Source organism: Phaeobacter sp. QD34_24 (assembly GCF_028890115.1).
Lineage (GTDB): Bacteria > Pseudomonadota > Alphaproteobacteria > Rhodobacterales > Rhodobacteraceae > Phycobacter.
Genome location: NZ_JARCJD010000011.1, coordinates 99,081 through 112,711, shown reverse-complemented (window position 1 = coordinate 112,711; position 13,631 = coordinate 99,081). Strand labels below are relative to the sequence as shown.

Here is a 13,631-nt window from a genome sequence, read left to right as displayed (position 1 = left end):
TGTACAGGCCGCAGGGGCGCCGCCCCCTTTATTTTGCGGCCCACCCATGCCATCCTACCGGATATTGCGCGCCACAGGCGCTTTTGGGTCCAAATGGGAAATCATCAACAGGCGGCGGAGAGTTCTCCACAGCCTGCCCACAGCTTGTCCACGGTGATTTCCAGATGGATTTGAGCGCCTGAATTGCCCTATCTATCCGGACCGACTGAAGAGAGCCGCGATGAACGAACTGACCCCATTCGACGGAGACCAGCCCCCCGCCCCGATGCCGGAACCGGATGCTCCGCAGCAGGCCAGTGGCATGGAGGCCAACGAGCTGCCCCATTCGGTAGAGGCCGAACAGCAGCTTCTGGGCGCGATCCTGACCAACAATGACGTCTATGACCGGGTTGCCTCGATCATTGATTCCTCGCATTTCTACGATCCGGTCCACACCCGCATCTACGAAATCGCCGCCGCGCGGATCTCCAAGAACGCGCTGGCCTCGCCGGTGACGCTGAAGGCCTTCATGGAGGATGACGAGGGTCTGAAGGAGCTTGGCGGCCCCGCCTATCTGGCGAAACTCGCCGGTGCGTCGATCTCTGTCTTTGCGGTGCGCGACTATGCGCAGATGATCTACGATCTGGCGATCCGGCGCGAGCTGATCGCCCTTGGCCAGTCCATCGCCGACAAGGCGCGGAGGGTGGATGTGTCCTCGGAACCGAAAGAGCAGATTGTCGAGGCGGAACAGTCGCTTTATCAGCTGGCCGAACAGGGCCAGACCGAAAGCGGCTTCAAATCCTTCCTCAAGGCCGTCACCGAGGCGGTCAATGTCACCAACGAGGCCTATCAGCGCGGCGGCGGCATGGCGGGGATTTCCACCGGGCTGACCGATCTCGACAAGCAGCTAGGCGGCCTTCACCCGTCGGACCTTCTGATCCTCGCGGGGCGCCCTTCGATGGGGAAGACCTCGCTTGCGACCAACGTCGCCTTCAACGTGGCCAAGGCCTACAAGAAGGGTGTTAAGCCTGACGGGACCGAGGGTGCCGTGGATGGTGGCGTGGTGGGCTTCTTCTCGCTCGAGATGAGCGCCGAACAGCTGGCCGGGCGGATCCTGGCCGAGGCGTCCGAGATTTCCAGCCACAAGATCCGCCAGGGCGACATGAGCGAAAGCGAATTCCGCCGCTTCGTGCAGGCCGCCAAGGATCTGGAAAGCTGCCCCTTGTTCATCGACGACACGCCCGCCCTGCCGATCTCGCAGCTGGCCGCCCGCGCCCGCCGCCTGAAACGGACCCATGGCCTGGATCTTCTGGTGATCGACTACCTGCAGCTTTGCCGCGGCATGTCCGACAACCGGGTGAACGAGATCGCCGAGATCTCGATGGGGATGAAGGCCATCGCCAAGGAGCTGAACATCCCGGTGATTGCGCTGTCGCAGCTGTCGCGTCAGGTGGAAAGCCGCGATGACAAACGCCCGCAGCTGTCGGATCTTCGGGAATCCGGCTCGATCGAACAGGACGCCGACGTGGTGATGTTCGTGTTCCGCGAGGAATACTATAAAGAGCGTGAAAAGCCCGGCGATCACGAACTGGACAAGATGGAAGAATGGAAGGCCGCGATGGAGCGGTTGCATGCCAAGGCCGAGGTCATCGTCGGCAAGCAGCGTCACGGTCCCATCGGCACGGTGGAACTGTCGTTCGAGGCGCAATTCACCCGCTTTGGCAACCTCGCCAAATCCTGGCAGCAGCAGCCGGACGGCTACGAATAACTCTTTTCCAGGCAGAGGATTTCCAATGAGCATTCACGATTTCATGCAGGCCTACAAACGGGTGTGGGAGGCGCAGGATTCCGAAGGCTTTGCCGCGCTCTTTACCCCCGATGGGCAATATTGGAACACGCCCTTTCAGGTGCAGACCGGCCCCGAAGAACTGGCCCGCTACTGGGATCGGATCAAGCTGCAACAGGACATTTGCCTGACCCCAAGCGTGTTGGCCGAAACACCAAAGGGCGGCGTCGGCCATTGGAACGTCACCTATCAGGTCGCCAGCGAGGAACTGTTCCAGATCTGGGCGAAATCCACCGGCACCGGCCTACCGGATCGCCAGCCCGGCGACCCCCTGCCCCGGATGGAGCTGGACGGCACCCTGGTGGCAGAGCTGAACGATCAGGGCCTTGCCACCTGCGTGCGGATCTTCTGGCACTCCAACGCCACCATGCCGAAGTAGGCACCCGCCACCGGCAAGACGGCGCCATCCAAGGCGCAACACAGCCCTGCAGCACCGTTTCCCCCTTGACCCCTGCTGCGCGCATGTCATGAACAGCGCATGAGCACGGCACGACTGACAATCAACCTTGATGCGCTGGTGACCAACTGGCGCAATCTTGATGCAAAGACCAACTGCGAAACCGCCGCGGTGGTCAAGGCAAATGGATACGGCCTGGATTCAGGCCGCGTGGCAACCGCCCTGGCCAAGGCCGGTGCGCGCAATTTCTTTGTGGCGGCCGCCGAGGAAGGCGTCGCCCTGCGCCGCGCCCTGGGGCCTGGTCCCGGCATTTCCGTCTTCTCCGGCCATATGGAGGGCGACACCGGCCTGCTGCGCGATTTCCAACTGGCCCCGATGCTCAACTCGCTCGACCAGATGCTGCGCCATTTCGAAAGCCTGCCCGGCCATCCCTTTGGCGTGCAGCTGGACAGCGGCATGAACCGTTTGGGGATGGAGCCCGGCGAATGGGCGGCTGTACGCGATATCGCGCTGGGGCAAGGCCCGGTCCTGCTGATGTCGCACCTGGCCTGCGCCGATGAACCCGCGCATCCGATGAATGCACAGCAGCTCAAGACCTTCCACGAGATGACCGACGGGATCGAGGTGCCGCGCTCGCTCTCGGCCACCGGTGGCATCCTGCTTGGTCCCGACTATCATTTCGACCTCTGCCGACCGGGCATCGGTCTTTATGGCGGCGACCCCTACGGCGATGCCCTGCCGGTGGTGCAACTCGACCTGCCGGTGATCCAGATCCGCGACCTGATGCCCGGCGAAACCGTCGGCTATGGCAACACCTGGACCGCCCAGCGCCCCAGCCGCATCGCAACCGTGGCGGCTGGCTATGCCGACGGGTTGCTGCGCGCCATGGGCAGCGGCGGCATTCAGGCCTATGCCGGTGACACGGCCTGCCCGGTGGTGGGGCGGATCTCGATGGATCTGATCACCATCGACGTGACCGACCTTGACAGCGACCCCGCCGCGCTGACCCTGCTCAATGAAGTGCAGACCGTAGACAGCCTCGCCGATGCGGCGGGCAGCATTGGCTATGAGATCCTGACCTCGATGGGCGCGCGCTATGCAAGGAGCTACAAGGGATGAACCCGCTCGCCCTTCTTGCCCGCATCGGCCGTCTGGCGCTCGATATGCTGTCCGCCATCGGTCGTGTCGCCCTGTTTGCGCTCTCCACACTGTCCTACATGATCCGCCCGCCGTTCTATGGCCGCGAGACGCTGACCGCCCTGTTGCATGTTGGCTGGCTGTCGCTGCCGGTGGTGGGTCTGACGGCGATCTTCACCGGCGGTGCGCTGGCCCTGCAGATCTACGCCGGCGGCGCCCGTTTCAACGCCGAGGCCGTGGTGCCCCAGATCGTCGCCATCGGCATGGTGCGCGAACTTGGCCCGGTTCTGGTTGGCCTGATGATCGCCGCCCGCGTCACCTCCTCCATCGCGGCCGAGATCGCCACCATGAAGGTGACCGAGCAGATCGACGCCCTGGTGACGCTATCGACCAACCCGATGCAATACCTCGTCGCCCCCCGCGTGCTGGCAGCCTTCCTGACCGTGCCGCTCCTGGTCGGGATCGGCGACATCATCGGCATTGCCGGCGGCTATGCGGTTGCGGTGCATAACCTCGATTTCAACGCCGCTGCCTATCTCAAGAACACCGTAGATTTCCTTGAACCGCTCGATGTGATCTCCTCGCTGGTGAAAGGCGCCGCCTTTGGCACCATCGCCGCCCTGATGGGCTGCTACTACGGCATGCAATCGGGCCGCGGTGCGCAGGGCGTGGGCCGCGCCACCAAAGGATCGGTCGAGGCCGCCGCCATCCTGATCCTGGCCGCCAACTTCCTGCTGACGGGGGTGTTCTTCTCGGTATGATCAAGCTCGAAAACGTACATAAGGCCTTTGGCTCCAACCAGGTTCTGCGCGGCATGACGCTGGAGGTCCCCAAGGGCACCTCGATGGTGATCATCGGCGGCTCCGGCACCGGCAAATCGGTGGCGCTGAAATGCGTCCTGGGCCTCATCAAACCCGACAGCGGCAGCATTCTGGTGGATGGCAAACCGGCGGATGCAGGCGACCGCGATGCCTTTCTGGCGCGGTTCGGCATGCTGTTTCAGGGCGGGGCGCTGTTTGACTCCCTGCCCGTCTGGCAGAACGTCGCCTTCCGCCTGATGCGCGGCACGCTGAAACGCCCCGCCGAAGAGGCCCGCGAAATCGCCATCGAGAAACTGCGCCGCGTCGGCCTGAAAGCCGATGTCGCGGATCGTTTGCCCGCCGAACTCTCGGGTGGCATGCAGAAACGCGTCGGCCTCGCCCGCGCCATCGCCGCCGAGCCGGAGATCATCTTCTTTGACGAGCCCACCACCGGCCTGGACCCGATCATGGCGGGGGTGATCAACGATCTCATCCGCGAGATCGTGGTCGAGATGGGCGCCACCGCCATGACCATCACCCACGACATGACCTCGGTGCGCGCCATCGCCGACAATATCGCCATGCTGCATGACGGGGTGATCAAATGGACCGGCCCGGTTGCCCAGATGGACAATTCGGGCGATCCCTACCTCGACCAGTTCATCCACGGCCGCGCGGAGGGTCCGATCGAGGCGGTGCGGTAAACGACAGCTCAGGATTTCCCACCTCAAGCAACTGCGAAGAGCTCACGGCCTGCCCCGGCCGATGACTGCCGTGCAACTTTCCCCTTCAAAATCAGCAGCGGAAGGCACACATCTAGGCAACGCCACATATCCGGACCGCCATGATCCTCCGCCTCGCCACCCTGTCGCTCTTGATCCTCTACCCCATCGCCTGGTTCGCGCCCCTGCTGCGGGCGGGCCTTTTGCCGCTGTTCGGTCTTTCCGAGATCAGCGTCATCACCGGGTTGCAATCGCTCTGGGGCAGCGATGTGGTACTGGCGCTGCTGGTGACTTTCTTTGCCATCTTCGCCCCCTACCTCAAAACCATCGGCCTTGCGCTGGTGCAATGGGGCCTGCTGGATCGCCGCGCCCAACCGGTGCTGCATCTGCTGGGCAAGCTTGCCATGGCCGACATCTTCCTCATCGCGCTCTACATCACCCTTGCCAAGGGCATCGGCTACGTCACGATCGAGACCGGCTGGGGCCTTTATCTCTTCTCCGCCTGCATCCTCGCCTCCATCGCCCTCGGCCTCATAACCGAACGCAGCCTGCGATCAAATCCGGGTCAATGACGGCGCGCAGGCGCCGCCTTGCGCAGCAAGGTCGCAGATCATTGACGCGGCTTTGATCCACATAGACTCGAAATCGCGCATTCAGGGCAGACCTGCCCCTGAATCGCCTCTCAGCAAATCCTTTACGCCGCGCCAGCGGCGGCACCGCGGCAGCGGTTCTTTCCTGATCTGGCCGCACCGCGGCAGCGGTGCCGGGCCAAACGGGAGCGGATCCCGCTCGGGATCCAGCGACGGGCGGGAGACCTACCTTACGCCTTGAACAAACCCTGAACATCGGGCAAAACAGCCCCATGGCAAAATCATCTTCCTTCTCCTGCTCGGCCTGTGGCGCCAGCTTCTCCAAATGGTCCGGCCGCTGCGAAGGCTGTGGCGAGTGGAACACCATAGCCGAGGACAAGGGCCTCTCCTCTGGCGGCCCTGCCAAGAAAAGCCTCGGCATGCGGCGTGGGCGCACCATTCCGCTTTCCGATCTTGCGGTCGAGGAAACACCGCCGCCGCGCAGCCAGTCCGGTGTCGGCGAGCTTGACCGGGTCCTGGGCGGTGGCTTGGTGCCCGCTTCGGCCATCCTGGTGGGGGGCGATCCCGGTATCGGCAAATCGACGCTCCTGTTGCAGGCCGCCGCCCGCTTTGCCAGGGCAGGCCTCAAGACCGTCTATGTCAGCGGTGAAGAGGCCAGTGCCCAGGTCCGCATGCGGGCGCAACGCCTTGGCCTGGCACAGGCGCCGGTGAAACTCGCCGCGGAAACCAACCTGCGGGACATCCTGACCACGCTGGAGGCGGAAAAACCCCAGCTTGCCATCATCGATTCGATCCAGACCATGTGGGCCGATCACGTGGACAGCGCGCCGGGGTCGGTCAGCCAGGTCCGCGCCGCCGCGCACGAACTCACAACCTTTGCCAAGACCAACGGCATCTCCATCATCATGGTCGGCCATGTCACCAAGGAGGGCCAGATCGCAGGCCCCCGCGTGGTGGAGCATATGGTCGACACCGTCCTCTATTTCGAGGGCGAGCGCGGCCACCAGTTCCGCATCCTGCGCGCCGTGAAGAACCGCTTTGGCCCGGCGGATGAGATCGGCGTCTTCGAGATGACCGGCGGTGGCCTGGCCGAAGTGGTGAACCCCTCTGCCCTGTTCCTCTCCGAACGTGGCCAGCCCTCGCCCGGATCGGTGGTCTTTGCCGGCATCGAAGGCACCCGCCCCGTGCTGGTGGAACTTCAGGCGCTGGTGGCCCCCTCCCCCCATTCGCAGCCGCGCCGTGCGGTGGTGGGCTGGGACTCATCGCGCCTGGCCATGATCCTTGCGGTGCTGGAGGCGCGTTGCGGCATTCCTTTCGCCGGTCTTGATGTCTATCTCAATGTGGCGGGCGGCATGAAGATCTCTGAACCCGCCGCCGATCTGGCGGTCGCCGCCGCACTGCTGAGCGCCCGCGAGGACACCGCCCTTCCCGCCGATACCGCAATATTCGGAGAAATCTCGCTATCTGGTGCCCTCAGACCCGCGCCTCAGACAGAAAACAGGTTGAAAGAGGCGCAAAAACTTGGTTTCACCTCAGCCATTGCCCCCGGCGGCGGCAAATCCGTATCGGTCAAAGGCCTGGCTCAGCGCAAGGTTGACGACCTCACCGGTTTTGTTGGCGAATTCTTCGGGGCCGGCTAAAGTCGCCGAAAGAATTTTACTGTGCGCTAACGGGCGAGGGACATGGAAGGTTTCACCATTATCGACGGGGTCGTGGCCCTGGTCATTGTTGTATCGGCATTGCTGGCCTATTCGCGCGGTCTGGTGCGCGAGGCGATGGCCATCGCAGGCTGGATCGCCGCCGGTGTCCTTGCCTTCATGTTCGCCCCACAAGTCGAGCCGCTGATGGCAGAGATCCCGGTGGTCGGGGACTTCATCGCCGACAGCTGCGAATTGTCGATCATCGCCGCCTTTGCCGCCGTCTTTGCCCTGGCCCTGATTGTCGCCTCCTTCTTCACCCCGCTGTTTTCCTCCTTGGTGCAGCGCTCGGCCCTGGGCGGGCTGGACCAGGGCGCGGGCTTCTTCTTTGGCGTCTTGCGCGGCATCCTTTTGGTGGCGATTGCCTTCTTCCTCTACAATGTGGTGATGACCGGGCAGAGCTTTACAATCGTTGACGAAAGCCGCTCTGCCGTGGTGTTCGAACGCATGATCGGCAAGATCGAGGACCGCAATCCCGAGCAGGCGCTTGGCTGGGTCACCCAACAGTACGAGGCCCTGATCGGCGCCTGCGAGGACTGATCAGCCCGCCCTCACTCCATGCCCAAAACAATGAGAGCGCCCCTTGAGGCGCTCTTTTTTCATTCAAAACATAAGCATAGCCAGAATCCACCTCAGCGCTCCCGGCCATGCAAGCTCTTGATCAGGCAGATTCGCCCTCTGTGGGCACCTTCAGAATCACCGCGCCCTGCCGCTGCCGCCTTTCCAGCCTTGGCAAGGGGTAATTCTTAACAAAATCTGATCCACAGCGGTCAATTGGTTAACAATCCGGGGAAAAAATCCGATTTTGTCCCCGAAAAATAGGTCAAATTCTAAATTGGCCGCACCCTTGCCCCATTTTCGGCCCAATTCGGGGGCCAATTAGGATCCACGACAGGCAGAAAGCCACTCGATCTCAGAAGGGACACGAAAATGTTGCTGGATCATTTCAACTCTTTCGCTGACTACCAGCCGGTGGACATGCTGTTGGATTTTTCCGTTTTCAACTGCGCGTCCCTGCTGGAGACCCCCATCGACACCACGCCGCTGCGCCCTCGTGAAGGCGGCTTCCTGCCCTCCACCCTGGTGGAAACCGACCGTGGCTTCATCCAGGCCCGCGACGTGAAGCCGGGTGACATGATCTACACCTTCGACGGTGGCGCCCAGGAAGTGCAGGCGGTGCGCCACGCGGTGCCGCGCCTGACAACGCTGATGCATGTGCCTGCTGGCGCCCTTGGCAATGACACCGACCTGCTGCTGCCCGCCGATCAGACCGTGGCGCTGGAACTGGACGCCGCAGAGCGCCTGTTTGGCCTGCCGCTGGTCACCGCCAAGCTGATCCACCTGGCCGGTCACAAGGGTATCAAGGCAGCCGCGCCCGAAAGCATTGGCCGCATTCACATCACCTGCACCGAGGAAGAGCTGATCTGGGCCGAAAGCGGCATGCTGGTTCTGGCCGGTGAAGGCGGCCCCGATGGCGCCTTCTGCGAACTCTCCCTGACCGAGGTACGCCAGGTTCTGGCCAGCGACGAAGGCCGCGCCCTGTCGCAGACCGGCATGGGGGCAGAGGATGCCCGTTACCCCGATCCCTTTGACGCCGTCTTCATGCCCGCTCTGGCCGCGTGAGACGACCGAAACCACCGGCAAGACCAAATAGACGAGCAGAACTGACCGGGGGCCTGTGGAAACAGCCCCCTTTTTCTTCCGCGACAAATCCGCCGGTCACAAAGGAATTGTGATCCTTTGGTGACATCCGTGGAGGAAGGCTCTATGTGAGGGCCATCACTCATTCCCGGATTCGGAGCCACACGCCTTGCCGATGCCGCAGATGCCCCCCGCCCATCCCTTTGACGACGACAAACTACGCGAAGAATGCGGCGTGTTTGGCGTCGTCGGCGTCCAGGACGCCGCCAATTTCGTAGCCCTTGGCCTGCATGCGCTGCAGCACCGCGGACAGGAGGCAGGCGGTATCGTCTCCCATGATCCTGTCGAGGGGTTCAACAGCGTGCGCCGCTTTGGCTATGTGCGCGACAACTTCACCTCGCAGGATGTGATGGCCACGGTGCCCGGGCCGCTGGCCATCGGCCACGTGCGCTATTCCACCGCCGGATCGAAAGGCCAGACCGCGATCCGCGACGTGCAGCCCTTCTTTGGCGAATTCGCCATGGGCGGGGCCGCCATTGCCCACAACGGCAATATCACCAATGCCAACGCCCTGCGCCGCGAGCTGATCGAGCGCGGCTCGATCTTCCAAAGCTCATCCGACAGCGAATGCATCATCCACCTGATGGCGCGCTCCATGGGCCGGTCGATCCCCGACCGCATGGAAGAGGCGCTGCGCAAGGTCGAAGGCGCCTTTTCCGTCGTCGCCATGACCCGTACCAAGCTGATCGGCGTGCGTGATCCCTTAGGCGTGCGCCCGCTGGTGCTCGGCAAGATCGGCGATGGCTATGCGCTGAGCTCCGAGACCTGCGCGCTGGATATCATCGGCGCCGAATTCATCCGCGAGATTGAACCCGGCGAAATGGTGGTAATCAACGACAAGGGCGTCGAGAGCCATTTCCCCTTCCGCCGCCAGCCCTCGAAGTTCTGCATCTTCGAACATGTCTATTTCTCGCGCCCCGATTCGATCCTGGGCGGTCGCTCGGTCTATGAAACCCGCGAAGCCATCGGGCGGGAACTGGCCAAGGAAAACCCGGTCGAGGCGGATCTGGTCTGCCCGGTGCCCGACAGCGGCACCCCGGCCGCGATCGGCTATTCGCTGGAATCGGGCATCCCCTATGCCATGGGGATCATCCGCAACCAGTATATGGGCCGCACCTTCATCGAGCCGACCGAGCAGATCCGCAACATGGGTGTGCGCCTGAAGCTGAACGTCAACCGCGCCCTGATCCAGGGCAAGCGGGTGATCCTGGTGGACGATTCCGTGGTGCGCGGCACAACATCCCGCAAGATCAAGGAGATGATCCTGGATGCGGGCGCCAAGGAGGTGCATTTCCGCATTGCCTCTCCGCCCACCGCCTGGCCCTGTTTCTATGGCGTCGACACGCCGGATCGCGACAAGCTGCTGGCCGCCACCATGACCGAGGATCAGATGGCCGAACATCTGGCGGTCGACAGTCTCAAGTTCATCTCGCTCGACGGGCTTTACCGCGCCGTGGGCGAGGCCTCGGGCCGCGACAAGAGCTGCCCGCAATACTGCGACGCCTGCTTCTCGGGTGAATATCCCGTGACCCCCTCCGATATGATCGAACGGGGGTTTGAAATGAAGACCGCCGCAGAGTAAGAGGTCGCCAAACACAATCAGGGAGGGCGCTGATCCCATGGGGTCGGCGCCCTTTCCTATGGTCCGTTTTTCAGACCGCACCTCAATGAAAGGCCCTTCCTTGGACGCCCACCTTGCCCGATTGCTGACCTCGACGCGCAAATGCCGCTGCTGTGATGCCACCTTTGCACAGCTGCTCAGCCTCAGCTGCGACCGGCCGGATGCCTGCCCCGAAGACCTGGTGGTGCAGGACAATTCCGCGGTGATGAGCCTGCGCGGCGATGTGCTCGCCGAGGATTTCTGCCGCCTTGGCGATCTGCGCTTTGTACGCGCGGTGCTGGCGCTGCCGGTGCAAGGCGGCTGTGGTGCCGAGTTCATCCTGGGCACCTGGGCGAGCCTGGGTCAGGATGATTTCGAAGCCTATCTCGACCTGTTCGAACTGCGCGAGGTGGAAAGCCTGGGCAGCCGCCCGGCCTGGCTTGCCAATGCCATCCCGCCCGACGACGGCGGCCCGGTGGCCTGCATGCTGCATATGCGGCCCGAAGGCGAATACCCGGAATTGCAGGTTTCGGAACCCAGTCACCTGCTTGCCCGCCTGCAGCAAGAGGGGCTGCAGCTGGAAGAAGTGTTGGAAATGCTGCATGCCTACGGGCACGATATCCCTTCGCTGATCTATGACGCGTAAAGGCGCCAGATTGCAGCAGCCCCCTGCCCCCTTGACGCACCAGCCCAACAGGCCCAAAAGGCAGCCATGACACAGAAACTCGCTCTTATCACCGGCGCCTCGCGCGGCCTGGGCGCCGCCCTGGCAGAGGCGCTTGCCCCGACCCATCACATCGTGGCCGTGGCCCGCACCACCGGCGCCCTGGAAGAGCTGGATGACCGCATCAAGGCCAAGGGCGGCAGCGCCACCCTGGCGCCGATGGACGTGACCGTGCCCGAGGCGATGGCGACGCTCTGCCGGGGCATCCATGACCGCTGGGGATCGCTTGACCTGTGGCTGCACACGGCAATCCACGCGGCACCGCTGTCCCCTGCGCCCTTTGTCGCGCCCAAGGACTGGGAGAAATCCGTGGCGGTAAACGCCACTGCCACCTCGGTGCTGATCCCCTATGTAGCACCCCTGCTCGGCCAGAGCGGCCGTGCCGTGTTCTTTGACGATCCCCGCGCGGGCGAAAAATTCTTCGGCGCCTATGGGGCCACCAAGGCGGCGCAAATGTCGCTGGCCCGTAGCTGGCAGGCCGAAAGCGCCAAGACCGGCCCATTTGTTCAGATTGTTGAGCCCCAGCCCATGCCCACCGCCCTACGCGCCCGCTTCTTCCCGGGGGAGGACCGCGAAGCTCTCACCCCGGTGCAGGACGAAGCCGCGCGCCTGTTGCCTCTGATCCTCCAGGACGAAGGCTGACCAGAACAAGGCTGCGCTCCCGTCCCCGCTCTCTCATATCACGGATATGAGGATCGGCGTTGGGCCGGGCGCCGCGCCTATGGCGCGGCGCTGTTGCGCACGACAGATGCCACTCTTTTCGCCCCGCAGGCGTCAGCCTGCCGGGCCCAACTGCGCGGCGGCATTCGCAGAATGCAGCCAAAGCAGGCGGGAGCGTCCCGGTTGCGCTGAACAGCCAGCGGTCCGGAAAAACCTGTGGCGCCTATGCCCCGCTGGAAAGATAGCGTCCCCCACCCCTGCGAAAGGCTTGCCCCAGTATTTTCAACGTCCTATTCAGATCGAAACACCATTCAGGCGGCGGCAGGGGGCTCTATGCGCATTCTCGTAACCAATGACGACGGTATCAATGCACCGGGCCTCACGGTTCTGGAAGCCATCGCCCATGAGGTTGCCGGACCCGATGGCGAGGTCTGGACCGTGGCGCCCGCCTTTGAACAATCGGGCGTCGGCCATTGCATCAGCTACACCCGCCCCTCGATGCTGAGCCAGCTTGGCGAGCGCCGCTTTGCCACCGAAGGCTCGCCCGCCGATTGCGTGCTGGCGGGGGTTCACGTGGCGATGCAGGATGTGGTGCCCGATCTGGTCCTTTCGGGCATCAACCGGGGCAACAATTCGGCCGAGAACGCGCTTTATTCCGGCACCCTTGGCGGCGCCATGGAAGCCGCCCTGCAGGGCATTCCCGCCCTCGCCCTGTCGCAGTATTTCGGCCCCCATAATGCCAAGCTCGACAACCCGTTTGAAGCGGCCGCGGAACATGGTGCCGCACTGATCCGCGACATCCTGAAGGCCAGCCCGCAGGACGCCCATGGCGATTACCGCCTGTTCTACAACATCAACTTCCCGCCCGTCCCCGCCGCCGCCGTCAAGGGCGCCCGCGCCGTGGCGCAGGGGCTGCGCGCAGGACCCCGGTTTTCCGCCGAGGAACAGCTCTCTCCCAATGGGCGGCGCTATGTCTGGATCAAGGGCGGTGACCAACACGTGCACACGGCGCCCGACACCGATGCCTCGGTCAACCTCGAAGGCTATATCTCGGTCACCCCGATGCGCGCGGATCTGACCGCCCATGATGCGCTGCACGCCCTCAAGGTTCTGGAATGACAGGCCCCGATCCCGAGACCAAGATGCAGTTTCTGTTCGCCCTGCGCTCGCGCGGGGTGACGGATCCGCTGGTGCTGGAGGCGATGGAGGAGATCGACCGCGGCCCCTTCGTGCGCGGCATCTTTGCGCAGCGCGCCTATGAGGACACGCCTCTGCCGATTGCCTGCGGCCAGACCATCTCGCAGCCCTCGGTGGTGGGGCTAATGACCCAGGCCCTGCAGGTCTCGCCCCGTGATACGGTGCTGGAGGTCGGCACCGGATCCGGCTACCAGGCGGCAATCCTGTCGAAACTGGCGCGGCGGGTCTATACCATCGACCGCCACGCCCGGCTGGTGCGCGAGGCACGGGCGCTGTTTGAGGCGCTCCACCTGCCCAATGTGACCTCGCTGGTGGGCGATGGCAGCTTTGGCCTGCCGGATCAGGCGCCCTTTGACCGCATCATCGTCACTGCCGCCGCCGAAGACCCGCCCGGGCCGCTGCTGGCGCAGTTGAAGACCGGCGGCATCATGGTGGTACCTGTGGGGCAATCCGACACGGTGCAGACGCTGATCCGGGTGCGCAAGACGGAAACGGGCCTTGATTATGATGAATTGCGCCCGGTTCGTTTTGTTCCCCTGCTTGAGGGTCTCGGCAAAGAGACCTAAATGGAGCCCGAACGA

At 63.6% G+C, this 13,631-nt stretch carries 14 protein-coding genes; all 14 read left to right on the top strand.

Annotated features, from left to right (window positions below; translation table 11 throughout):
- The first annotated feature begins 220 nt into the window (after positions 1-220).
- The 14 genes from PXK07_RS10830 to PXK07_RS10765 all read left to right on the top strand — a co-directional run bounded on the left by PXK07_RS10830 (position 221) and on the right by PXK07_RS10765 (position 13,616).
- Positions 221-1,747, top strand: coding sequence for a replicative DNA helicase (locus PXK07_RS10830; protein WP_274848257.1), 1,527 nt, complete (start codon positions 221-223; stop codon positions 1,745-1,747).
- A 25-nt stretch (positions 1,748-1,772) separates the two neighbouring features.
- On the top strand, positions 1,773-2,204 hold the full coding sequence (locus PXK07_RS10825) for a YybH family protein (protein ID WP_274848255.1): 432 nt from the start codon (positions 1,773-1,775) through the stop codon (positions 2,202-2,204).
- A gap of 99 nt (positions 2,205-2,303) precedes the next feature.
- On the top strand, positions 2,304-3,341 hold the full coding sequence (alr, locus tag PXK07_RS10820) for an alanine racemase (protein WP_274848254.1): 1,038 nt from the start codon (positions 2,304-2,306) through the stop codon (positions 3,339-3,341).
- Positions 3,338-4,120 (top strand): MlaE family ABC transporter permease, encoded by a 783-nt coding sequence (locus tag PXK07_RS10815; protein ID WP_274848252.1) that lies wholly within the window; start codon positions 3,338-3,340, stop codon positions 4,118-4,120. Before alr ends, PXK07_RS10815 begins: the two co-directional genes overlap by 4 nt.
- Positions 4,117-4,863 (top strand): ABC transporter ATP-binding protein, encoded by a 747-nt coding sequence (locus PXK07_RS10810; protein ID WP_274848251.1) that lies wholly within the window; start codon positions 4,117-4,119, stop codon positions 4,861-4,863. The genes PXK07_RS10815 and PXK07_RS10810 overlap by 4 nt, the downstream gene beginning before the upstream one ends.
- Positions 4,864-5,003: 140 nt before the next feature.
- Positions 5,004-5,453 carry a paraquat-inducible protein A gene (locus tag PXK07_RS10805; RefSeq protein ID WP_274848250.1) on the top strand — a complete coding sequence of 150 codons (450 nt, stop codon included), beginning with the start codon at positions 5,004-5,006 and terminating at the stop codon, positions 5,451-5,453.
- A 290-nt stretch (positions 5,454-5,743) separates the two neighbouring features.
- Positions 5,744-7,111: a DNA repair protein RadA gene (gene radA, locus PXK07_RS10800; RefSeq protein WP_274848249.1), complete on the top strand. Its 1,368-nt coding sequence runs from the start codon at positions 5,744-5,746 to the stop codon at positions 7,109-7,111.
- 42 nt (positions 7,112-7,153) lie between these two features.
- Complete coding sequence (locus tag PXK07_RS10795; protein ID WP_274848248.1) at positions 7,154-7,708, top strand: CvpA family protein; 555 nt, start codon at positions 7,154-7,156, stop codon at positions 7,706-7,708.
- A 390-nt stretch (positions 7,709-8,098) separates the two neighbouring features.
- Complete coding sequence (locus tag PXK07_RS10790) at positions 8,099-8,791, top strand: Hint domain-containing protein (protein WP_274848246.1); 693 nt, start codon at positions 8,099-8,101, stop codon at positions 8,789-8,791.
- A gap of 202 nt (positions 8,792-8,993) precedes the next feature.
- Entirely contained in the window at positions 8,994-10,451 is a 1,458-nt protein-coding gene (gene purF, locus PXK07_RS10785) for an amidophosphoribosyltransferase (RefSeq protein WP_446728370.1), read from the top strand.
- Between the two features lie 85 nt (positions 10,452-10,536).
- A complete protein-coding gene (locus PXK07_RS10780) occupies positions 10,537-11,115 on the top strand; it encodes a DUF2199 domain-containing protein (protein WP_274848243.1) in 579 nt (192 codons plus the stop codon).
- A 66-nt stretch (positions 11,116-11,181) separates the two neighbouring features.
- Complete coding sequence (locus tag PXK07_RS10775; protein ID WP_274848242.1) at positions 11,182-11,835, top strand: SDR family NAD(P)-dependent oxidoreductase; 654 nt, start codon at positions 11,182-11,184, stop codon at positions 11,833-11,835.
- A gap of 351 nt (positions 11,836-12,186) precedes the next feature.
- Complete coding sequence (gene surE, locus PXK07_RS10770) at positions 12,187-12,972, top strand: 5'/3'-nucleotidase SurE (protein ID WP_274848241.1); 786 nt, start codon at positions 12,187-12,189, stop codon at positions 12,970-12,972.
- Positions 12,969-13,616 (top strand): protein-L-isoaspartate(D-aspartate) O-methyltransferase, encoded by a 648-nt coding sequence (locus PXK07_RS10765; protein WP_274848239.1) that lies wholly within the window; start codon positions 12,969-12,971, stop codon positions 13,614-13,616. Before surE ends, PXK07_RS10765 begins: the two co-directional genes overlap by 4 nt.
- Positions 13,617-13,631 lie beyond the last annotated feature (15 nt).